Consider the following 20823-nt stretch of genomic DNA (forward strand, 5'->3'; position numbering starts at 1 on the left):
GAGGCTAGAGGCGTCCCGGCCCGGACACCCGGGCCAATCGGCGCCGGTGTCCGTGGACCAATGCGGCTCAGAGCGTCCCGGGGCCCTCGGCGAGGTCCCGCACGATCTGGATCAGCTCGGCCGGGTCGAACGGCTTGGTGAGATAGGCGTCGACACCGATGTCGTAACCCCGCCTGCGGTCGTCCTCCTGGGCCCGGGCGGTGATGAGCATGACCTTGATGTGCCGGGTGCTCGGGTCCTTCCGCAACCGGGTGGCCGTCTCCCAGCCGTCCAGGCGCGGCATCATCACGTCGAGCGTGATCACATCGGGATCCACGTCATGGACGCGGTCCAAGCAGTCCTGCCCGTCGTACGCGGTCTCGACCTCGAACCCCTCCAGGGTCAGGTTGACCGCTATGAGCTGCCGGATGACCTCGTCGTCATCCACGACCAGCACGCGTCCCAGAAGCTCGCCCACGGCGGCAAAGCTAGCCAATGAGACGGGGTGGGCGCGCGGTTTTCGCTGATCCACATGCCCGCGCCCGCCGGCGGCCGTAATGATGTCACGAGCGCCCTTCAAGTGCTGGTAGCCTTATCAGCGGTTGAGCCCCCTTAGCTCAGGGGATAGAGCACCGGCCTCCGGAGCCGGGTGCGCAGGTTCGAATCCTGCAGGGGGCACCAGATCAAGGCCAGTCCACACGTCGTGTGAGCTGGTCTTTTTCGTGTCGTACGACTGTGGCGATCTTGTCGTTCTGCGACGGCGTCGGACGCGTCGCGACAGGGTCTGCGGGGAGCACGCGGGCAGAGTTCGCGCCGAAGAGAGCGCAAGGCCCGCGTGGCCGTCTCCGCCGGCGCCTAGGTGGACTTTGTCAGGTCGGCATGGTGCTCGTTGGTGGCAGGTGAGGCATCCGTCTGTCCGGCAGCGCCTTCTGATGGAATCCCGACCGTCGGCAGGGTGGGCCGCGGGCGGTGCGCGTATGACCGTCCGCGGCCCGGTAGGACCTCACATCAGCTGCGTAGGCTCCACTGCTGGTTCGTGCCGCCGTTGCACGCCCACAGAATGATCTTCGTACCGTTGGCGGTGCCGGCGCCGTTGGCGTCCAGGCACAACCCGGACTGCACACCGGTGACGGTGCCGTTGGAGTTGAGGTTCCACTGCTGGTTGGTCTGTCCGTTGCAGTCCCAGATCACCACCTGGGTGCCGTTCGAGGTGCCCTGGCCGTAGGCGTCCAGGCACTTGTTGCCGAACACCTGCAGCTGCTTGCCCGAGGTGTACGTCCACCGCTGGTTGGTCTGTCCGTTGCAGTCCCACAGCTGCGCCTGAGCGCCGTTGGTCGCCGTGCCGCCGCTGACGTCCACGCATCGACCCGACTGGCCGCCCACGATCGTGACGTTCTGCTGGCCGCTCCCGCCGTTTCCTTGCCTGACGAGCGATTTCGACTCGGCCGATCGATTCCCCTGGGCGTCCACGACGTAGAGCCGATACTCACCGGTCGACGTCGGAACGGCAATGGAGGTCGCGGTTCCGCTTGCCCGGGTCATCGTGTTGCCGACGGCGAAGGAGGTCGTACCCGAGGGGGCCAGCCAGACCGTCTTGCTCGCATCGCCGGTGCTGCGGATGGGAATCGATGTCACACCGGCGCCGATGAACGTGCTGGCGGGCAGGACGTAATCCGGAAGAGAAAGATTGCTCTGGGGGATGATGTTCCTGTACGCGTCCTCGAGTCCGGAGTTCACGGCGATGCTGTATGCCTGCGACGGCCAGACGTAGTCGGAGGATACGAGGATGTCCTGGACCGTGCTGTTCGGCAGGTTCTTGTTGGAGACTTTGTTGATAGGGCCGTATGTCTGCGTGATGCTCAGATCATGCTTACGTCCGAAGTCGTCGGAGTTGATAAGCCACGTGACATTCTTGTCCACGCTCAGGACGTTGTCGCGGAAGGTTATGTACGCTGAGCCTTCGTCCGGGTGGAGTCCGTACTTGTGACCGGCCGGGACGCCCTGCAGATAGTTGTTGCTGATCGTGGTTCCCGGCTGGCTGCCCAGCGTGTAGATGGGAGCCGTGTCGCCCAGGCGCTGCACCGTGTCGATGATGTGGTTGTAGCTGATGTTGTTGTTCTTCGCCGTGGTGGTCGGCCGGTTGGGCTGGATCGAGCCTGACGACCCGTCGAAGTTCCACCACCCCCAGCCGAGCGTTATGCCGGACCACGGCGCTTTCTCGATGCGATTGTGTTGGATGGTCAAGGTGTCGGCGAAGTACGCCGAGATGGGGCTGTGCCCGTTGAACAACACGGCACTGTCGTAGATGTAGTTGTTCTTGATGTCGATGTTCTTGGGCGCTCCTTCGACACCCACGGGATACTTCTCGTGATTGGTGGAGGTGTAGTCCCCGATGTAGACATGCTGGGGATGGCCGACGACGATGGCGGACCCGGCGATGTCGTTGGTGTAGTTTCCGATCAACTGCGTGTTCACCACGTCGTTGGCCATGGTGATTCCGTCGACGCCGGTGTGCTGTATCCGGTTGTTCTGCAGGACGAGCCCGTCGGCGTTGTCGATCTGAATGGCGCCGGGCGCCATGTCGACATTGCGGTAGTAATAGACGTGGAAGTTCTGCTTGGCATATGCGAGCGCGCCGAGATTGCCCTGCTGGGCTTGTTTGAGCACCGAGCCGGCCACGTTGAACAGGTTCCAGTCGGAGTGCTGGACCGTGAGGCCGGCGAATGTGATGTTCCGGACGCGAGCGCTGGTGGAGGTGCCGGCGACCCTGAGAAGGGTGGACACGTTGTTCGGCGCGAAAACCGTCGCGGTCGTCATGTCCTCGGAGGTTGCCTTGTAGTAGTACAACGTCCGGCTCGTCTTGTCGAAGTAGAACTCGCCCGGCGTGTCCAGGAACTCGTAGGCGTTCATGACCTTGTGGGTGCCGCCGACCTGGGCGTTCCCGTTGAAGGCGCCCTGGGCGATAGCCGCTCCCGGCTGCTGGAACTGAGCTATACGGTTCGTGCCGTCAGAGGTGACCTGCCGGACTCCCACGATGGCCGTGGTCCAGGTCGTCGCCGTCTCTATTTCGATGTCGTCCTGATTGGCGGCGATGGCGGGAAAATCGCTCAGACTGTACTTCGCTCCCGCGCACTGCGAACCCGATTCCCACGCCCAGGGAGCCTGTCCCGCCGTGATGGTGTAGGTTCCGTAACACCCCTGCGAGTTTATTGTTTTCGAAGCCATGTACGCTCGCTTGTCGTTTACATAGAGCGCACGGAGCTTGTTGCTGCGATTCAGCGGTGCTTTCCAGATGTTACCGCTGTGCTGCGTCCATCCGGTTACCTGAACGCCTCCGCTGAGGATCGGCGTCTCGTTCTGGTACGCGGCGTATACGACCCGGAATCCATTCGTGCCGGAGTCGGCCGGCGTGAAGTCGATTGTGCTGCCGACCGGATAGTTGCCCCCGCGGAGGTACACGTAGATGTCGCCTGTCATGTCGGCGTTCACCGTGCGGACGACGTCCCTCGCGCGCTGCAGGGTTCTGAACGGCGATGTGATCGTTCCAGGGTTGGCGTCGTTGCCGTCGGGGGCGACGTAATAGGTTGCCTGGGTCGCTGCCGAGGCCGCGGTATTACCTGTGAAGGCCGGCAGCAACACGGCGGCGACGAACACCGCAAGCGCTGCTAACGCCTTCCCAGTGGTGGACAGGGCTGACTTCACGCTCTGTTCCTTTCGCTGGTTCCGAGCAGATTTTCGCCGCGAAATCACCCCGTCGTGGCAGAACTCATCGGGGTGTGCCATCGCGCGGGCGTGGCGCCTTGTCTTGCAGTTGCGGACATCGATCGGAGGGCGTGCACCTTTGCGGGCCGAGCGAAACGTATGACGTATGCCGACTGATGTCTAGGGGGTAATGTCGCATCACAAGGGGCCCTGCAACGCTCGATGGAGCGCGGGAAGGCGCATGTTCGTCCACCTCCAGCGCCGCGACGCCAGGTGATCTTTCGCGAGATGGTGAGACGCCGCCGGTCATGGGTACCGCGACCTGGCAGCTCGCCCTCCGATCTGCCAGGTCAGGGCCGATGGATCAGCCGCGTTCCGGGCAGGTTCAAGGAGGAAACCACTTCATCTCAGCAGTGGTGAATCACATTGCTGGTGAAACTTTCATCGTCACACGGCGACGATCTGCCATTCCTGGTTGGCACCGCTGTTGCCGGCCCATTGGATGACTCGGGCGCCGTCGGCTGTGGAGCCGGCTTCGACGTCCGCGCACAATCCATTGCCGATGTTGACCAGCCGGTAGTAACCGCTCGTGGCCGCGGGGACGAGTTTCCACCGCTGGTTCGTGCCGTTGGTGTCGGTCATCTGGACGAGGGCGGCGCCCTGGTTGGCGTTCGGGCTGCTGAGGACCTTACCGCTGCCGACGCTGGTCAGCCGGAACGAGCCGTCGGAGTTCTGCGACATCCGCCACTGCTGGTTGGTCCCGCCGTTCCAGGGCCATTGGACGACGGCGGCACCGTCGGCGGTGGAGCCTCCGTAGACGTCCAGCACCTTGCCGCTGTTGCGGTTGACCAGGCGGACGACGCCGGTGGACGGGCCGCCGGCGCCCAGCTCGACGGTGATCTGAGTCGTCGTACCTGCGGTCAGTGACACCTGCCGGGCATGGCTGCCCAACGGAGAGGCGGCGACGCCTGCGCTGGTGGTAACGGAAGCGACCCCGCGCCGGCTGATGAGCGTCACGGTCTGGGTGATGTCGGAGATGACGGTGGCGGCGACGGTCCGGGCGCTGATGTCCCAGGTGAGCGATTCGATCCGGATGCGGTTGCGGCCGCGCACGCCGGTGATCGTGCCCTTGGCGAACTGATCGGGCAGCGCGGGCAGCAACTCCAGGATGCCGGGCCTGGTGTAGATCAATGCCTCGGCGACAATCGCGGGCAGCGAGTTGGCGGCGTCGGCGTTGTAGATCGACAGGTTCGGGTTGTGCGAGGTCATCAACGATCGGAAGACCATGTTGTTGCCCAGGATCTTCCGCAGGTTGCCGTACACGCCGGCGCCGTCCTTGAGCCGGGCTCGGGCGAGGCTGCGGTGGATGGCGCCGTGGGCCTCCCCTCCCTCGTCCCCTCGCAGATCCAGGGCGCGGCTCGCGTAGCGAATCAGGTCGGGCTTGTCCTCGGGGTTGATCTCGTGCAGCGGCCAGACCGGGTACATGTGCTGTACGTGACGGTGGTTGTACCGGTCGGTCAGGCTGGGCCACGACCATTCCGCGAGCGCCCCGTCGCCGTTGATCCGATAATCGGGCATCTTGGCCAGCAAAGCGGTCCAGCGTTGCACGCCTTGGCCTGGGCCCTGCTCGGTGCCGAGGAAGTCGGCGGCGTCGATGGCGGCCTGCAGCGCATGCTTGCCTGCGGCGATCTCGCCGGTCGCATTGATCGACAGTTGCCTGCCCGTGTTGCCGGGGCTGTTCTCCATGGAGAAGCACGGCACGAAGATGACCTTGCCGTTGGCGTCGGTGCGAGTGAGGAAGTCCTCGTAGAACAACGCGAGCTCGATCAGGACCGGAGCGAGCTTGGTGCGGTAGAAGGTGGCGTCACCGGTGACCTGGTAGTACTCGAGCAGCGGATAGAGCAGCCAGTCGGCGCCGCCGATCCAGGTGTGGCCGGGGAACCCGCTGTCGAAGTGCAACATCTTGCCGTACTCGCCGTCGGTGCGGGAGGGAGCGAGCAGGCCGCGAGTGCCGTAAAGATTTCTGGCGTTGGTGCGCCAATCGTTGATCTGGCCGAGGATCAGATTGAAGTAGCCGTCCATGGCTTCGGTGAGGGACAGGATGTTGCCGCCGGCGACCTGGAAGTTGACGTTGGCGTCGGTGGTGAAGTCGCCGGCCCACGCCGCATCCCAGGCGCCCGTCCACAGGCCGGTCAGCCGCGGTGGCAGGACGCCGCTGGAACTGAGGAATAGGTAACGGCCGGAGTCGTACATCCGCTCCAGCAACGCGAGGTCGATGACATTGCGGTTGGAATTCTGCCGCGCGATCAGCTCACTGGTCGACAGTTGCCGATCGGCGGCGCTGACGTTCAGGTCGAGGCGTGACCGGTCGTACAGCGGGGTGTGCAGGGCGGTATGCCGTGTGAGCAGCGTCGCGTAGTCGGCGCTCAGCGCGGCCAGCGCCATGTGCAGCGGTTTCGCGTCCCACGCGGTGGACGACTCGTAGCGGTCGAGTTTGGTCAGCAGCACGAGTTTGGTCGCCGCGGCCACGACGATGGCCGACCCGCTCGCCCGTACCGAACCGCCGGTCGCGACCACCCGGGTGACGCCCTCATAGCCGAACGCCCCCTGCCCGGCGGGGTATGTGCCCCGCAGGTTCAGGTAGCCGTCACCGTTGCCGACCGTGGCCAGGGTGGCGAAGCCGACGGACCCCGGCACGCCGCTCAGGGCCGTGTTGACGCTCAGTGTGGTGTCGATCGTCCGCCCCGGCGCGGGAGTGAGTTCGTGGACGATGACCCGGTCCGCTCGGGAGGCGAAAGCCCGGCGCGTCCACGCACCATAACTGTCGGTCCACGTCGAGGTGACCTCCCCGGTCCTGAAATCGGTGATCCGGGCGTAGTCGTTGACGGTCGTCATCCCCGGGGTGCTGATCTGCAGCTCATAGCCCGGATGGAAGGTCTGGGTCCAGCGCAGCGACCAGCCGGAGGTGAAGTCGCCGGTGGCACCGTTGAAGTCACCGGCAAGCGCCTTGTCCCTGACGCCCGGCAACCGGCCCGACAGCACCGGCGGAGTCAGGTTACGGGTGCCGTTGGGCATCACGAACCGATGATGCGTGAAGACGACCTTCTCCAGGGTGGGCGCGCCGTAGAGCATGGCCCCGTACTCGCCGTTGCCGGTCAGGAAGGCATCGGTCCAACTCACGGCGGAGGCCGTGTCGTAGATGCCGCGTTGCGGCAGTTGCGGCGGCACGGCGGCGGCCGCTCGGTCAGCGAAGATCGCCGAAGGAAGCGCGGCAGCGCCGACGGTCGCCGCCGTGGTGGCGATGAAGCGTCGACGGTTCAGCGGCATGTTCATTGAAGCTCCTGGTGGCGAGTTGGGCGTGATGCTCGCGGCCGAGTGCCGGCTGTGCCGCCGCGGCTGGTCCACCTCCGCGATACGGCCGCCTCCGAAGGCAAGAACACAATTGGGTTTGTCGGGGGACATCCCATGAATAGGTGCGGTTTCGCGCAACGTATGACGTCTGATGTATTGGGTCAAGGAACAATTTCGAGCTTCGCGTAACCTAGTCCCGGTTTCCAGGACGACCGACCACGCTTTCAGGAGCTCGGTGAAACTTTCATTTACAGGAAGGTTGTCGGGCGCCGGAACGGCGATCGCGAGGTGTGCGCCTACCGTCGGTTACTTCCTTCATTCATCCACGGGTGCGACGCGCCCGCAGGGAGACATCCCATCTTGGTAGACGTGCGGCGCAGAATTCATGCACGATTGTGGAGTCTTGCCGCGCACTCCGCACAGTCGGATGCGGCGTGGCCTGTTCACTCCGTGCGTGGCCGGCGGTCCCGCTCCTCCACCACCGGGCGCCCGAGCAGTTTGTCGATGCTGCGGCGCTCGCGTTTGGTGGGCCGTCCCGCGCCACGAGCCCGAACGGCCACCGTCACGACCTCCTCGCGCGGAGGAGGCGGAGGGCTCTTGTCGACGTAACACTCGGCGGCCACGGCGGCGCCGACGCGCTTGGTGATGATGCGGGAGACGACCACGATGCGTTCACGCCCCTCGTGCCGCAGACGGATCTCGTCACCGACCCGGACGACGTGCGCGGGCTTGACCCGCACACCGTTGACCCGGACGTGACCGCCCCGGCAGGCGTCGGACGCGATCGAACGAGTCCTGGTCAGCCGTACCGACCAGATCCAGATGTCCACCCGCGCACTCACCTGCTCACCCGACACCCCGACACTGTACTGAGAGCGGCGCCCCGCCAGCGGGCAAGCCCGCCTGGCCAAGGGCTTCAGGGACTGCAGCATCGTCCCGTAGCGGCCGGCGGTGAGGATGCCTTCGAGCAGGACGTGATACCCGTGGTCGAGGGAGTACCGGACGAATCAAGGACTGACCCTCCGGTTGATCTGCTGAACATAGGGTGGACGGCATGGCGCTGCGGCTTGGTCTGCTGAATATCAAAGGTCGGGACAGCTCGGCGCTCGGCCGGTTCTGGGCGGAGGCGCTCGGCTGGGGTGTTTTCAGCGAGGGCCCCAATGTGACAGGCATCGGGCCCGCGGGCTTCGTCTGGCCCGACCCCGTCGCCGTCTGCGTCTGTGTGGTCACCGTTCCGGACCCGGAAACGGTGAAGTACCGCGTGCACCTCGATCTCGCCACCACCTCTGCGGCCCATCAGGCGGAGTTGGTCGCGCGCCTGAAGGAGCTCGGTGCGACGCCCGCCGATGTGGGCCAGGGCGACGTCCCGTGGACGGTTCTGGCCGACCCGGAGGGCAACGTGTTCTGCGTGCTGGAGCCTCGGGAGATCTACCGGGACACCGGGCCGATCGCCGCGGTGGTGGTGGAATGCGCGGACCCGCGGGCCATGGCTCGGTTCTGGGGCGAGGCGATGGACTGGACCGTGCACGAGGTGACCGACGATCACGCGCGGCTGCGCTCCGCCAAGGGTGTCGGGCCGTATCTCGAGTTCCTCCGCACAACGCCCGGCGTGAAGACCGTGTGGAACCGCGTCCACCTCGACCTGCTGCCGTACCGCGGCGACGATCAAGCGGCGGAGGTGGCGCGGTTGCAGACTCTCGGCGCGACGTTCGCCGACGTCGGGCAGGGCGACGTCCCGTGGATCGTCCTCGCAGACCCGGAGGGCAACGAGTTCTGCGTACTCGCTCCAGCCTGACGCGGAGTCTAGGTCGCCTCCTCACCGCGCCTTCGCGCTGCGAGACCCCGCTCGGGCGCGCGTCACCGGTAGAGGGCGGCCAGGGCTGCGGCGGTGTCGGCCAGCTTGCGCCGCAGCTCGGCGGGCTCCAGGATCTCCACTTCGGCCCCGAGTTTGAGGAACTCGGAATGGGCGTGCGTCAGCGACTCGATCGGCACGGTGGCCCTGATCCAGCCCTCCGCGTCCGGCCCTTCGGCCGTGTCGTCCACGGCGGTCACCACGGCCGAGCTCATCGTCTCCCGCAATCGCTCCCGCCCGTCCGGCGAGAGCCGGATCACCGCGTGGCCCTGGAACAGCCGCGACCGGAAGCCTGCCAGGTGCTCGCGCCAGTGCCCGGCCAGGTCGAAGCCCTCGGGGCGCTCGAAGGTGTCGTCGGTGACCCGCAGCCGCAGGATCTGGTTGACCCGGTAGGTCCGCAGGGTGCCGTCGCAGCGGGCCACGAGGTACCACTTCCCGCCCTTCAGCACCAGCCCGTACGGCTCCAGCCTGCGTTCGACCTCGGCGGGGGCGGCCCACCGCCGGTAGAGCACCTCGATGACGCGGCCGCTCCACACGGCCTCGGCGACGTCGGGCAGGTGCGGCACGTGGTCGCCGTCGTAGTACCAGCCGGGGGCGTCGAGGAGGAAGTGGTTCCGCATCCGCCTGGCACCGTCCCGCAGGGCGGCGGGCAGCGCGGCCTCGATCTTGAGCTCGGCCGCCGCCGCGTGGGAGCCGAGCCCGAGTTCGGCGGCCGGCCCCGGCAGCGGGGCCAGGAACAGCGCCTCCGCCTCCCGTGGGGTCAGGCCGGTGAGCCGGGTGCGGAAGCCGTCCATCAGCCGGTATCCGCCCTCGTGCCCGGCCTCGCCGTACAACGGGATCCCGGCGGCGTGCAGCGACTCGACGTCGCGGTAGATCGTGCGGACACTCACCTCAAGCTCTTCGGCGAGCTGGCGGGCCGTCAGGCGACCTCGCGACTGGAGCAGCAGAAGGATGGACAGCAGCCGGGACGCGCGCACATCCACTGACGATACGTGTCAGTGAAGGGGCCGTACGGTCCCGGCATGACGTTCATGCGGAAGATCACGCGGCCGCTCGACCCGATCGCGGTCGACGACCGGTATCACGAGGACCGGCCCGGGCGGGCATCCGAGCCGAGGGGCGAATCCCCGGACCGTGGCGACTACCTGGCCGGCAGCCGGCCGGAAGGGGCGGGACGGTGAACGACTTCGACTTCCTCGTCGGCAGGTGGGACGTGGCCAACCGGAGGCTGCTGAAGCGGGGTGTCGGCAGCGACGAGTGGGAGGAGTTCCCCGGCCGCTGCGTCGCGTACGGCTTCTTCGACGGCGCGGGCAGCTTCGACACGCTCACGCTGCCCACCAAGGACTTCGACGGCGCGACGATCCGGACGTACGACGCCGAGCGGGACGAGTGGTCCATCTACTGGGTCAACAGCAGGCGCGGCCTGGATCCGGTCCCGGTCGTCGGCCGCTTCGTCGACGGGGTCGGCACCTTCTACGCCGACGACACCGACGACGGCCGCCCGATCCGCGTCCGGTTCATCTGGTCGGGGATCACGCCCGACTCGTGCCACTGGGAGCAGGCCTTCTCCTACGACGGCGGCCAGACCTGGGAGACCAACTGGACCATGGACTCCACCCGCGTCGGGTGATGCCGCAAGGAGAGGCGTCGAAGCCCGGGCAGGATGCCCCGACCCGCCGGCACGGCTCCAAAGCGCGCGGCGGCAGAGGAGCGCGGGGGACGGCGTGCTTTGCGGATCGGCGCCGGAGGTGGCAGCATGCGCCGATGCGACCATTGAGGCTGATCGAGTCGACCCCCGGGAAGTACTCGCTGTTGCTGGACGCGGGCACCACGCAGGTGGACGACGTGATCGAGGAACTCGGTCACGAGCCGAACGGGTACTTCTGGGAAGGCGTCGCGCAGGTGCTCGTCAGCACCGAGGCCCCCGCCCTGGAAGGCCGGTTCTCCTACGATCCGGAAGCCGACATGTTCTGCGCGCATGGAAAGGACCGCGGCGCGCTGGAGGAACTGGGCACCCGGATGGCGGCCATCGCGACGGACGCCGACCGCGTGCGGCGGCTCGTCGCGACCGCCGAGGCGGACGGGTTCGAGTTCGACGACTGACTCGGCCGCCTGGTGTTGCGTCCCGGTCAGTTCAGGTCCACAGATACGCGTCGATCCAGGCCTGCTCGGCCGCGTAGCCGGAGTCGTGGGTCCGGGCCGCCGCGAGGGCCGTGAGAGCCCGCGCGATGCGGTGCAGTCCGAGGACGGTCAACCGCCGCGCCGCGGCGGCGAGCCGGTCGTCGTAGGCCGGCGGCAGGTGGGACAGGCCGTCAACGGGAACGGGCGGGCCTCCGGTCTGGGGTCCCGCCCGTTCTCGCGGCGTGGCCGGCCGGGGTCAGCTGTAGTTGATGGAGAAGCTGTTGGAGACGAAGTCGGACCGGCCGGCGGTGCCGCTGAACGAGCCGTTGAAGCCGAACGAGGCGCTCGCGTTGGTGACCAGGGACCCGTTGTAGCCGACGTTCCTGGCCGTGACCTGCGCGCCGCTCTGGGTGACGGTGGCGTTCCACGCCTGCGTCACCTGCTGACCGGCCGGGTACGACCACGTCAGGGTCCACGAGGAGATCGGGTCGCCGAGGTGTCCGTGGCCGGCCGCGTCCTCGGCGTCAGCAGGACCGCCGGGGATTGTCGGACCCCGATGCCATGATGTGCTCGTGGTGGTCGACTTTGAAGCCGAGCTGTGGCAGTGGGATGCCCGGCGCGCCGACACGTGGACCTTCGTCAGCCTGCCCGCCGAGGCGTCCGAGGAGATCCGCGACCTGGCGGGCGGACTACGTCGCGGCTTCGGTTCGCTGCGGGTGCGGGTCATGCTCGGAGGGAGCACGTGGAAGACCTCGATCTTCCCGGACAGCGCGCGTGGCGTTTACGTGCTGCCCGTCAAGCGTGCCGTCCGCACGGCCGAGGCTCTCCACATAGGTGACGTCGCGACCGTAACCGTCGAGCTCATCGACTTCTGACCACCGGGGCGCCGGCCCCGCGACGGAGCGCTGCTCCCCGTGGACCTGTGGAACCGCGAATCGGCCGCCGGAGGATTCAGGTGCGGCCCAGGCCCGCCTCACGGGCGCGGACGATCGCCTCGGCGCGGTCGGCGACGTGCAGCTTGGCGAAGATGTTCGAGACGTTGTTGCGGACGGTCTTCTGCGACAGAAACAGCGTGCTCGCGATCTGGGCGTTCGACCGTCCCGCGGCGACCAGCGAGAGGATGTCCCGTTCGCGCGGAGTGAGCTGTGGGAACGCGCCGAGGTCAGATGCCGCGGACGGACCGGCGAAGAACTCGGCCACGCGGAGCGCCACCGCCGGGCCGAAGATCGCTTCACCGTGGGCCACGGCCACGATCGCCCGGGTGATCTCGGCCTGGTTCGCGCCCTTCAGCAGGTAGCCACGAGCTCCGGCCCGCATCGCGGCGAACAGGGTGCTGTCCTCCTCGGACATCGTCAGCACGACGACCCCGATGTGCGGGCTGTCCGCGACGACGCGCCTGGTCGCCTCGATGCCGTCCAGCTCCGGCATCGTGACGTCCATGACCACGATGTCCGGCTGCAGCTCCGCGGCGCGCTCGACCGCTTCCACACCGGTCGCGGCCGTGCCGACCACCTCGATGCCGGGGATCGAGGCCAGCAGCATGGCCAGCCCTTCGCGATAGACCGGATGGTCGTCGGCGAGCAGCACCCGGATCAGCTCATCGGACACCCGCCACCTCCGTCGTCTCCTCGAGGGGCAGCCGTGCGCGGACCAGCGTCCCGCCGCCAGGCGGGCAGACGACCTCGCAGTCGCCGCCGAGCTCGGCCGCGCGCTCCCGCAGCGAGAGCATCCCCACCCCGGCCGTCACGTCGACCCCGATGCCCGAGCCGTCGTCTCGCACCGTCACCTCCAGCATTCGTTCCTGCGCCGCAAGTGTGATGTCGCAGTGCGCCGCCCCCGAATGCCGAACCACGTTCGTCAGCGCCTCCGACACGATACGGTACGTCGCCACCTCGACCGCGGCGGGCAGCGAGCCGAGGTCTCCCTCGGCGGACACGGCGACCTGAAGCCGGCTCGACCTGACGCGCTCCGCCTGCTGCTCGACGGCGCGACGCAGGCCGAGCTCGTCGAGGGCCGGCGGGCGCAGGTCGTGCACCAGCCGACGGACGTCGGCCAGCACGGCGGCGACCTCGGCGGCCGCCTGTTCGAGCATGCGGTCGGACTGCGCGGGAGCGCTCTGGGCCAGATTCCGCGCGGTCTCGATCCGCAGCGCCACGGCGCCGAGGCTCGGCCCCAGCCCGTCGTGCAGGTCGCGCCGCAGCCGCCTGCGCTCCTCTTCCCGCGTGCCGACGAGCTGGACCCGGATGCGTTGCAGGTCGGCGCTGAGCTCGCTCGCACGGGCCGCAGCCGCGGCCTGCCGTACGAGATCACCAAGGAGCCGCTGGTCGCGTTCGGTCAGGTCGGTACGGCACAGGATCAGGCGACCCACCACCTCTCCGCGGTAGGCCACCGGCAGCGACAGCGACGGTCCGTGCGGAGAGCCGTGCTCGACTACAGACCGGGCGCCGCCGGCACGCTCGATCTCCACCCTGACGTAGGAGAGCCGGAAGGCGTCGGCCACCGTCCGGGCCAGCGCGACCAGTTGGTCGTCCGGGTCGGTGGCCAGTTCGAGTCGCTCGGCGAGCGTCGAGACCATTCCGTACGGATCGTCGCGTCCGCCGCGGAGCAGCCGGCGTATCGCCCGCCACAGCCAGCTGCGAAGCGGCGCGTAGACGACCGCGACGATCGCGATCGCGGCCAGGGCGGAGTCGCGTTCCCCAAGCGTGCTGCCCGCGACGGTGAACACGGCGACGTCGATGACGACCACCGACAGCGCCAGCAGGCCGTACAGGACGGTCGCGGGCAGCAGCCGGTCGATGTCGTACAGCCGGTATCTGGTGACCGCGACCAGCACGGCGGCGGAGGTGAGCGCGATCGCGAGGCAGAAGAGCACGGCCGTGACCCTGACGGGCGCCACGAACTGGAGCAGCAGCACGAACATGTCCACGAGCGCGGCCCAGGTCAGCCAGCGGATCTGGGCGCGTCTGTCGGCGTCGGCCACACGGTAGCGGTGCAGCATGACGGCGAACGGCACCACCAGGCTCACCGGCTCGGCGACGTACGCGACGGCCAGCACAGGCGCCCATACGTCGTACGGCAGAGCGATGCTGAGGGGATCGAGCGCGAGCCGGGAGATCTCCGCGGGAAGCGGGGTCGCGGTGTACCGCGCCATCACCTCCATCGGCACCACCACCAGGCACGCCGGGAGCAACGCGGTCAGTGCGAGGCTGACGACGGACAACCACCGCCAGACGCGGGCCGCCGGCAGACGCCCGTCGGGGAACAGCAGGATCAGCAGTGGCAGGCCCATCAGCAGCGCCGACCCGAAGCGCTCGAACAACCAGTAGGCGGCCGAGGCGCCCGGTGCGCCCGGTGACGTGTAGATCGCATATGTCGACCAGGCGCCGAGGAAGCCGTTCAGCGCCCATTCCAACCCGGAGACGGTCAGCACCCAGGTGACGGGATGCCGCGGCAGCCGGCGCAGCAGCAGAGCACCGGGCAGGGCCTGCGCCAGGCCGGCCATGGCCGACGGCCAGTTGGCGACGTCGAGCCCGGCCCCCGGCGAGGCCGCCACTCCGCGGTTGCGGAGGTCCACGATCGCCGTGCCCGCCGCGAGCGCGAGCGCGATGACGGCCGGCGCCGCCGCCAGCGCCGTCCGCACGGCCGCCCGGCCCGTCGCCGTACGTCCGGCCGCTTCCACGTCCACCACGACAGGCATTGTCGCCTGCTCACCATCCCGCTGTCCCGGGACAGGAGTCCCGGGATTTCGTCCCGGGTCGGCCGCGGGGAGCGGGGGACGGGATCCGGGACCGGTGACTCTGTGGGGCCGGGGCGGCGGGCACGGATGGTGGATCCGCACGCCGCACCGGCGCCGCGGATCACGGAGGGAAGAATCATGGACACTCACATCACCAGGGAAGCCGCCAAGGCGCGCACGGACGTCACCCCGTCCGCCGCCTCCACCGGCGGCGCCGCCGGCCTCGGCTCCATTCGCCGCGCGGGGGCCGGGCTCACGATCGGCGCGCTGGCCTGGGCCGCCAGCATCTTCGTGTACGGCACGGACGCCCAGGGGATGGGCGGGCGCATCCACGACCTCACCGGGCTGGCCTTCCAGCTCGGCGTGTTCTGCCTGCTCCGGGTGCAGATGAGGACACGGGCCATCGGCACGTCGCGCGGCGCCGTGATCGCGCTTCGGGTCGAGGCGGTGCTGCTCGCGGTGGCCGGCGTCTGGTCGCTGCTCCACGGGGTCCTGCCCGACGGCCTCAGGGACCAGGTCTGGCTGGGGCTCATGGACATCTTCTGGCCGCTGTCGATGTTCGGCATGTTCGCGATCGGCGTCAAGCTCGCCCTCGCCGCGAGGTGGCGGGGGATGCTGCGCTGGTGGCCGCTCGTAGCCGAGACCTGGGCGGTGGCGACCGTTCCCACCTACCTCGTGTTCGGCGACCCCCTGGCGAACTGGGTCGGCGGCTGCCACCTCGTCATCGGATACGCGCTGCTCGGGCTGCTGCTCACCCGGCGACCCGAGCTCACCGTCGCCGACGAGGAGAACGGTCGCTGACCCGCCGACCTGGTGGACAGGAGGTTCTCATGGCTGAGCTCATGCCGCCGACCACGACGGTCGCGGCCGCTCCCGCGCCGACCGGCGGAGGAAGGGAAAGCGGACCCACGGGTGAGGGTGTGGGCATCCGCGTGCTGGGCCCGTTGGAGGTCGTCGGCGGCGACGGCCTCCCCCTCCACGTCGGCACGCCCAAGGTCCGGACGCTGCTGGCCGTCCTGGTGCTCGCCGAGGGACGCCCGGTGCCGGCCACCACGTTGATCGACCGGATCTGGGGCCCGAACCCACCGGCCGAGGCGCTCGCCTCGCTGCAGGTGTACGTCTCCCACCTGCGACGGATCCTGGAGCCCGAGCGCCTCCCACGCGCCAGGAGCCGGGTGCTCACCTTCGACCACACCGGGTACCGCCTCACCGTCGACCCCCGGCGCGTCGACGTCGTCCGCTTCCTGGCCCTGGTCGCCGAGGCCGAGCACGCCGCCGATCCGCGCGCAACGGAGCGGGCCGCGGCCGAGGCCCTCGAACTGTGGCGGGGCGAGCCCTATGCGGACCTCGGCGGACAGGAGTATGCGGCCGGGGCCGTCGCCCGCCTGGTCGAGGCCAGGGAACGCGCCCGCGAGCTGCGCGTCTCGGCCGTCCTGCGGCAGGGGCGGCATCAGGAGGTGGTGGGCGAACTGGAGGCGCTGACGCACGAACATCCGCTGCACGAGCCGCTGTGGGCCCTGCGTGCCCTGGCCCTGTACCGCTGCGGCCGCCAGGGCGACGCTCTGGAGGTCCTGCGGGCCGCCCGCCGGACGCTGGCCGACGAGCTCGGCATCGACCCCGGCGACGAACTACGCGAGCTGGAACAGCACATCCTCCGCCAGTCTCCCCATCTGCGGCTCCCGGGTGCCCGCACCCCGCTGCCGGTGTCGCCCGCCGCCTCGGCTCCCGGCCCGTTCCAGGCCTTAGGCCCCGCCGGCCTCACGGCCACGCCCGCCACGGGGGGCCGCGTCGGGACCGGCACGGATGCGACCCCGCGGGCGACGGCGGGGCGGCGTGGCGAACTCGCCGCCCTGGATCACCTGCTGGAGGCGGGCGAGGCGGGACGGCCGGGGATCGCCCTGATCACGGGAGAACCCGGAATCGGAAAGAGCCATCTGGCCGAACGTGTGGCCGTCCGCGGCGGCGATCGCGGGCACGCCGTGGCGTTCGCCCGATGCCCCGCGACCCCCGAGGCACCCCCGCTCTGGCCCTGGACACGCCTGCTGCACCAGCTCGTCTCCGGCGCCGCACCCGAGGGCACCGTACCCACCGCATCCGGCGTCGGTCCTTGTCCGCAAGCCGATCCGGCACCGACGGAATTCGAGACGTGCGAGAGCGCCGCGCATCTGCTCGCCGCCCATGCTGTGCAGCGCCCGGTGCTGATCGTCCTGGACGACCTGCACCACGCCGCCCCCGCCATGCTGCGCCTGGTGACCCATCTGGTCGACGCCCTCACTCACGCACGCGTCACGATCGTGGCCACCGCGCGCGACTGGCCCGCTCCTTGTCCCGCGCTCGCCGACACGTTCGCGGCCCTGGCCCGCCGCCATGCCCTGCGCCTTCCCCTGGCGGGCCTGACCCCCGGTGAACTGGCCGAGCTCACTGCCGGCCACGCCTCCCACGACGACCTGCGGTCCCTGCACGTGCGCACCGGCGGCAATCCCCTGTTCGCCATCGAGCTCCTGCGCCACACCACCGCCGGCGCTTCCGGCGGCCTTCCGCCCGGGGTCCGCGACCTCGTGCACGCCCGCATCCGATCCCTGCCCGAGCCCACCGGCGCCCTGCTCCGCGCGGCAGCCATCAGCGGGCGGCACTTCGACCCCGTCGTCGCCGCGCGGCTGGCCGGGCTGACCCTCGACGCCACCCTGCGCCACTTGGAGCTCGCCATGGCGGCCGGCCTCGTCTCCGAAGGACGTCCGGGCCGCTTCGCCTTCGTCCACGCCCTCGTCCAGGAGACCCTCGCCGACGGCGTCTCCGCACTGCGGCGAGCGCGTCTGAACGACGCGATCGATCGGACGACGACTCCCTTGAAGATCACCCACGCGTCGCGCACCGGCACGGATACCGGGGCAGCCGTCAGACGTGGCGCCAGTGGAGGGGGGTGCCTCGTCCGGCGACGATGACGAGCCCGGCATGGGCGGTGAACGTGCTACCCGGCACCGCTTCCACGTGGCTCTCCCATTCGGAGTCATCCCTCATGGGCGGGGGAAGCCGGGTCAGCAGACGGCCCTCGGCGTCCAGGGCGAAGAGCCTGCCGTTCATCCCGCCGAGGGCGACGGCACCTCCCGACGAGCCGGCGGGCTCCCAGGCGCCGCTGCCGAACGGCTGCCGCCACAACTCGCCGCAGGACGTGGCCACCCAGAACGTGCAGTCGGCCACGGCCAGGCCGATCGCGGACTCGGGCGCGGGGCCGACCTCCCGCCATCCCGGCTCGTGGTGGCGCAGGAGCCGCCCGTCATGCGTGACGCCGTACAGACCGACGGCGAGGCCGCCCGCGGCCTCGCGCGGGACGGCCAGCCCGCGTACGCCCTCCGCGGGGCCGACGGGCCGCCAGGGCAGGTTCTGGCCGCACAGCTCCCGGGCCAGCAGCATGCCGTCCGCGCTCACGGCGTACAGCGTCCGGCCGAGCACCGCGAGCGCCCGCAGGTCGGCCGGCGGGCCGATCACGTCCCAGCGCCCGCCGTCGGCGGCGGCCGACAAACGGTCGATCACGTTGCGGGTGATCCGGTCGACGACGGGATCGCGCATGCCGTTGCCCCAGTTCACGGTCGCCGCGGTGAAGACGGTGCCGAGACCGCTGGTGAACACGCCCATCGTCGCCATGCCGCCCTGGCCGTACGCGCTCCAGTGCCGCAGGTCCGCGGTGGCGAGGACGACGAACGACGGCGGGGTGCCGTCCCTGCCGGTCACCCGGGGGACGCCGCCGACCTCCTCGAATTCGGCGGCGTCGGTCTCGTAGCCCAGGCAGCCCTGGCCGAACTTGTCGCCGTCGGTCAGCCCCGTCCCCTCGAACACCCAGTGCGCCGCGAAACGCGTCGTGTACGACTCCTCCAGCATGCGCGGCATGTGCGGCCCCCAGGCTCCCGCACCCGCGCGGAAGCTCACCCCCGTCAGCGCGTTCTCCGGGCGGTTCACCGGCGCCGCCGACCACTCGACGGTCGTCCGGCGGGGGTCGGCGGCGGCCATAGGATCGGTCACCGCGTCGCGGTGGCAGACCATGGTGCGGCCGCCGTCCTCAAGCCTGATCTGCCACCAGCACGTGTTGCCGGAGAAGAACGCGACGTTGCCGCCTCGCCGTACGAACTCCTCCACGGCGTCGCGCATCCCGAGCGACCAGTACTCGTCGTGCCCGTTGACGATCAGCAGCCGGTGCCGGGACAGCAGGTCCAGGCCATCGTCCAGGTCCAGATTGGAGCAGTACGCGACGTCGTAGCCGCCGCGGCGCAGCCAGCGCATCAGCCCCTCCTCCCAGCGTTCGGGAGGAGGTCCACCGCCGGGCCGGTCGAAGGTCACCCGTGCGGCCCGCGTGGGCGACTCGGTCCAGTAGATGCTCTGCCCGGGTTCCCCCGCCCTGTTGTACGCCTGCCAGGTGGTGAAGGGGACGCTCACCAGCACCGGCGAGCTGGGCACGGCCTGCCGTACCACGAAATAGACCTCGTTGTCCGGGCATGGCGCGCTTCCGGGCAGTCCGAACGGCCACGGCTCCTCCGGCCCGAAGCGCGCCCGGTAGAGCGAGCTGCGCCAGCCGGCGGGGATGTCCAGCTCCCACCGACGAGCGGAGGCGACTCCCTCGAACACCACCCGGTCGTCGGTCGCGTCGGTCACCGCCACGGGCGCCGGGCGGTCGAGGACGAAGCCGAGCGAGGCCCCCTGGACGCAGGATGTCGAGGTGGCGTAGGCGCGGACGGTCATCCGACGGCCGCTTCGACGAGGAGGGACTCCAGTTCCCGCAGATAGCGCTCCATGTCAGGGCGGGACAGATACCGGGTGTCGGCGGTGAGCGAGACGCCCTCCGTGGTGAGGTGGACGCAGAACCGGCAGTTCAGCTTGTCCTGGCTCATCGGCCAGGTCACCGACGTCCGCGCCAGCGCCGCGGTGATCTCGGCCGGATCGCACCGGGCGGGTCCGGGGTCGGCGAAGCGCATGTCGTTGAAGCAGCAGTACGGGTGGACCGGCTCGCCGCGCTCGGCGCCGGCCGACGCGGTGATCCGGTTCCGGTCGGCCGGGTCGTGGTAGGCGCTGCGGTAGGCGCGCAGCGCGGCCGGCCCGGCGGCCCGCAGCAGGCCGGCGAAGGACGCGCCGCGGCGGTCGAGCGTGAACAGCCCCTCCTGCGACATCGTGGCGACGATGTCCGTCGTGTCCCGCCGGAACCTGTTGGCCGAGATCGGCAGCACCGCGCACGTCTCGTGGCCGGTGAAGCGGCCGACCAGTTCGGTCACGGCCGTCAGCAGCACGGTCGAGGTCGAGGCGGCATGCGCGGCGGCGATCGAGCGGACGGCGAGCTCCAGGGCGGGGGAGCGCAGCAGCGCCCGCCATACGGGCGGTTCGGCCGGAGAGCCGCTCGGCGCGGCGAACATCGTCGGCGGGATCCGCCGATATTCGCGCTCCCAGTGCGCCGCCGCCGTCTCCGCCGCCCGCCGCCCCTCAGGACCGGCCTGCCAGCGCGCGAGATCGAGCGGCTGAGCGGCCCCGGGCAGCCGGGCACCAGGACCCCTGAGCAGCAGCATCCGCAGGTCGCGCAGCGCGGCCGCCGCGCCGAGCCCGTCGGCGGCCAGATGACAGAAGACCAGCACCACATGGGCGACCCGATCGCCGTCGAGGACCAGCGCCACCCGCAGGGGCCATTCGCCGAAGTAGTCGAACGGCCGCGCCGCCAGCTCGTCCAGGACCCGGTCGGGGTCCTCGGTCGTGACCTCGATCGGCAGCCGGCCCTTCTCCGCCAGCCGCTGGTAGGGCTCGGCCCGCCCGTACGGCTCGGCCGGCATGGTGCGAAACGCGTCGCTCATTGTGGTGCGCAAGGCGTCGCTCATTGTGGTGCGAAACGCACCGTGCCGCTCCACCAGGGCGGCCAGCGCCGTGCACACCTCGGCGACGGTGCGGGAACCCGGCACCTTCAGCACCCGGCCGAAATTGAAGTAACGATCGTCGGGGGCCGTCCGCACGATCGCCTCCCAGATGGCCCGCTGGCCCCAGGTCAGCGGTGCCGTGAGCAGCGCGGAGCCCGGCCCGGCGAACTCGACGTGCGCCACCCGGCCGATCATGT

The 20823-nt window shown here is 69.6% G+C and carries 17 protein-coding genes and 1 tRNA gene; 8 read left to right on the forward strand and 10 right to left on the reverse strand.

The window, feature by feature from the left end:
* Positions 1–67: 67 nt before the first annotated feature.
* Positions 68–457: a response regulator transcription factor gene (locus tag Msi02_RS12105; RefSeq protein WP_239108334.1), complete on the reverse strand. Its 390-nt coding sequence runs from the start codon at positions 455–457 to the stop codon at positions 68–70.
* A 128-nt stretch (positions 458–585) separates the two neighbouring features.
* Here Msi02_RS12105 and Msi02_RS12110 point away from each other — a divergent pair.
* Positions 586–660: transfer RNA gene (locus tag Msi02_RS12110), tRNA-Arg, on the forward strand.
* A 327-nt stretch (positions 661–987) separates the two neighbouring features.
* Here Msi02_RS12110 and Msi02_RS12115 read toward each other — a convergent pair.
* From Msi02_RS12115 to Msi02_RS12125, 3 genes are all read right to left on the reverse strand, one after another.
* Complete coding sequence (locus Msi02_RS12115; protein WP_204048433.1) at positions 988–3681, reverse strand: RICIN domain-containing protein; 2694 nt, start codon at positions 3679–3681, stop codon at positions 988–990.
* A 447-nt stretch (positions 3682–4128) separates the two neighbouring features.
* Positions 4129–7143: a glycosyl hydrolase family 95 catalytic domain-containing protein gene (locus Msi02_RS12120; RefSeq protein WP_204048434.1), complete on the reverse strand. Its 3015-nt coding sequence runs from the start codon at positions 7141–7143 to the stop codon at positions 4129–4131.
* 332 nt (positions 7144–7475) lie between these two features.
* Positions 7476–7889, reverse strand: coding sequence for an RNA-binding S4 domain-containing protein (locus Msi02_RS12125; protein WP_239108335.1), 414 nt, complete (start codon positions 7887–7889; stop codon positions 7476–7478).
* Positions 7890–8086: 197 nt separating this feature from the next.
* Between Msi02_RS12125 and Msi02_RS12130 the strand changes: the two genes are divergently transcribed.
* On the forward strand, positions 8087–8827 hold the full coding sequence (locus Msi02_RS12130; protein WP_204048436.1) for a VOC family protein: 741 nt from the start codon (positions 8087–8089) through the stop codon (positions 8825–8827).
* 62 nt (positions 8828–8889) lie between these two features.
* Here Msi02_RS12130 and Msi02_RS12135 read toward each other — a convergent pair whose 3' ends face one another.
* Positions 8890–9861 carry a helix-turn-helix transcriptional regulator gene (locus Msi02_RS12135; protein ID WP_204048437.1) on the reverse strand — a complete coding sequence of 324 codons (972 nt, stop codon included), beginning with the start codon at positions 9859–9861 and terminating at the stop codon, positions 8890–8892.
* Between the two features lie 45 nt (positions 9862–9906).
* On the opposite strand from Msi02_RS12135, the gene Msi02_RS12140 reads away from it, so the two are divergent.
* The 3 genes from Msi02_RS12140 to Msi02_RS12150 all read left to right on the forward strand — a co-directional run bounded on the left by Msi02_RS12140 (position 9907) and on the right by Msi02_RS12150 (position 10987).
* The gene (locus Msi02_RS12140) at positions 9907–10065 is read left to right on the forward strand and encodes a hypothetical protein (protein WP_204048438.1); all 159 of its coding nucleotides are present in this window, start codon (positions 9907–9909) and stop codon (positions 10063–10065) included.
* Entirely contained in the window at positions 10062–10514 is a 453-nt protein-coding gene (locus Msi02_RS12145) for a hypothetical protein (protein ID WP_079314464.1), read from the forward strand. The genes Msi02_RS12140 and Msi02_RS12145 overlap by 4 nt, the downstream gene beginning before the upstream one ends.
* A 134-nt stretch (positions 10515–10648) precedes the next feature.
* A complete protein-coding gene (locus Msi02_RS12150; RefSeq protein WP_204048439.1) occupies positions 10649–10987 on the forward strand; it encodes an Imm51 family immunity protein in 339 nt (112 codons plus the stop codon).
* A 274-nt stretch (positions 10988–11261) separates the two neighbouring features.
* On the opposite strand, the gene Msi02_RS43145 is transcribed toward Msi02_RS12150, so the two are convergent.
* Positions 11262–11444, reverse strand: a complete 183-nt coding sequence (locus Msi02_RS43145; RefSeq protein WP_239108336.1) for a cellulose binding domain-containing protein — start codon at positions 11442–11444, stop codon at positions 11262–11264.
* Between the two features lie 133 nt (positions 11445–11577).
* Here Msi02_RS43145 and Msi02_RS12160 point away from each other — a divergent pair, with 133 nt between their 5' ends.
* The gene (locus Msi02_RS12160; RefSeq protein ID WP_239108337.1) at positions 11578–11880 is read left to right on the forward strand and encodes a DUF1905 domain-containing protein; all 303 of its coding nucleotides are present in this window, start codon (positions 11578–11580) and stop codon (positions 11878–11880) included.
* A 76-nt stretch (positions 11881–11956) separates the two neighbouring features.
* On the opposite strand, the gene Msi02_RS12165 is transcribed toward Msi02_RS12160, so the two are convergent.
* Both Msi02_RS12165 and Msi02_RS12170 read right to left on the reverse strand, forming a co-directional pair.
* The gene (locus Msi02_RS12165) at positions 11957–12613 is read right to left on the reverse strand and encodes a response regulator (protein WP_079314462.1); all 657 of its coding nucleotides are present in this window, start codon (positions 12611–12613) and stop codon (positions 11957–11959) included.
* Positions 12603–14693 carry a sensor histidine kinase gene (locus Msi02_RS12170; RefSeq protein WP_204048441.1) on the reverse strand — a complete coding sequence of 697 codons (2091 nt, stop codon included), beginning with the start codon at positions 14691–14693 and terminating at the stop codon, positions 12603–12605. Before Msi02_RS12170 ends, Msi02_RS12165 begins: the two co-directional genes overlap by 11 nt.
* Before the next feature lie 186 nt (positions 14694–14879).
* On the opposite strand from Msi02_RS12170, the gene Msi02_RS12175 reads away from it, so the two are divergent.
* Entirely contained in the window at positions 14880–15542 is a 663-nt protein-coding gene (locus Msi02_RS12175; protein ID WP_204048442.1) for a hypothetical protein, read from the forward strand.
* A 29-nt stretch (positions 15543–15571) separates the two neighbouring features.
* Positions 15572–17683 carry an ATP-binding protein gene (locus Msi02_RS12180; protein ID WP_204048443.1) on the forward strand — a complete coding sequence of 704 codons (2112 nt, stop codon included), beginning with the start codon at positions 15572–15574 and terminating at the stop codon, positions 17681–17683.
* Here the strand turns inward: Msi02_RS12180 and Msi02_RS12185 are convergent.
* On the reverse strand, positions 17637–19472 hold the full coding sequence (locus tag Msi02_RS12185; RefSeq protein WP_204048444.1) for a N,N-dimethylformamidase beta subunit family domain-containing protein: 1836 nt from the start codon (positions 19470–19472) through the stop codon (positions 17637–17639). The two genes, Msi02_RS12180 and Msi02_RS12185, sit on opposite strands and share 47 nt — an antisense overlap.
* Complete coding sequence (locus Msi02_RS12190) at positions 19469–20821, reverse strand: condensation domain-containing protein (protein ID WP_239108349.1); 1353 nt, start codon at positions 20819–20821, stop codon at positions 19469–19471. Before Msi02_RS12190 ends, Msi02_RS12185 begins: the two co-directional genes overlap by 4 nt.
* Positions 20822–20823: the final 2 nt, after the last annotated feature.

The sequence above is a fragment of the Microbispora siamensis genome (genome assembly GCF_016863095.1).
Taxonomy (GTDB): Bacteria; Actinomycetota; Actinomycetes; order Streptosporangiales; family Streptosporangiaceae; genus Microbispora; species Microbispora siamensis.

What these genes read in the sequence shown, in the direction of transcription:
- Msi02_RS12120 (WP_204048434.1), bottom strand. Translation starts at nt 7,143, where the DNA reads ATGTCCCCCGACAAACCCAATTGTGTTCTTGCCTTCGGAGGCGGCCGT.
- Msi02_RS12130 (WP_204048436.1), top strand. Translation starts at nt 8,087, where the DNA reads ATGGCGCTGCGGCTTGGTCTGCTGAATATCAAAGGTCGGGACAGCTCG.
- Msi02_RS12140 (WP_204048438.1), top strand. Translation starts at nt 9,907, where the DNA reads ATGACGTTCATGCGGAAGATCACGCGGCCGCTCGACCCGATCGCGGTC.
- Msi02_RS12150 (WP_204048439.1), top strand. Translation starts at nt 10,649, where the DNA reads ATGCGACCATTGAGGCTGATCGAGTCGACCCCCGGGAAGTACTCGCTG.
- Msi02_RS12175 (WP_204048442.1), top strand. Translation starts at nt 14,880, where the DNA reads ATGGACACTCACATCACCAGGGAAGCCGCCAAGGCGCGCACGGACGTC.
- Msi02_RS12180 (WP_204048443.1), top strand. Translation starts at nt 15,572, where the DNA reads ATGGCTGAGCTCATGCCGCCGACCACGACGGTCGCGGCCGCTCCCGCG.
- Msi02_RS12185 (WP_204048444.1), bottom strand. Translation starts at nt 19,472, where the DNA reads ATGACCGTCCGCGCCTACGCCACCTCGACATCCTGCGTCCAGGGGGCC.
- Msi02_RS12190 (WP_239108349.1), bottom strand. Translation starts at nt 20,821, where the DNA reads ATGATCGGCCGGGTGGCGCACGTCGAGTTCGCCGGGCCGGGCTCCGCG.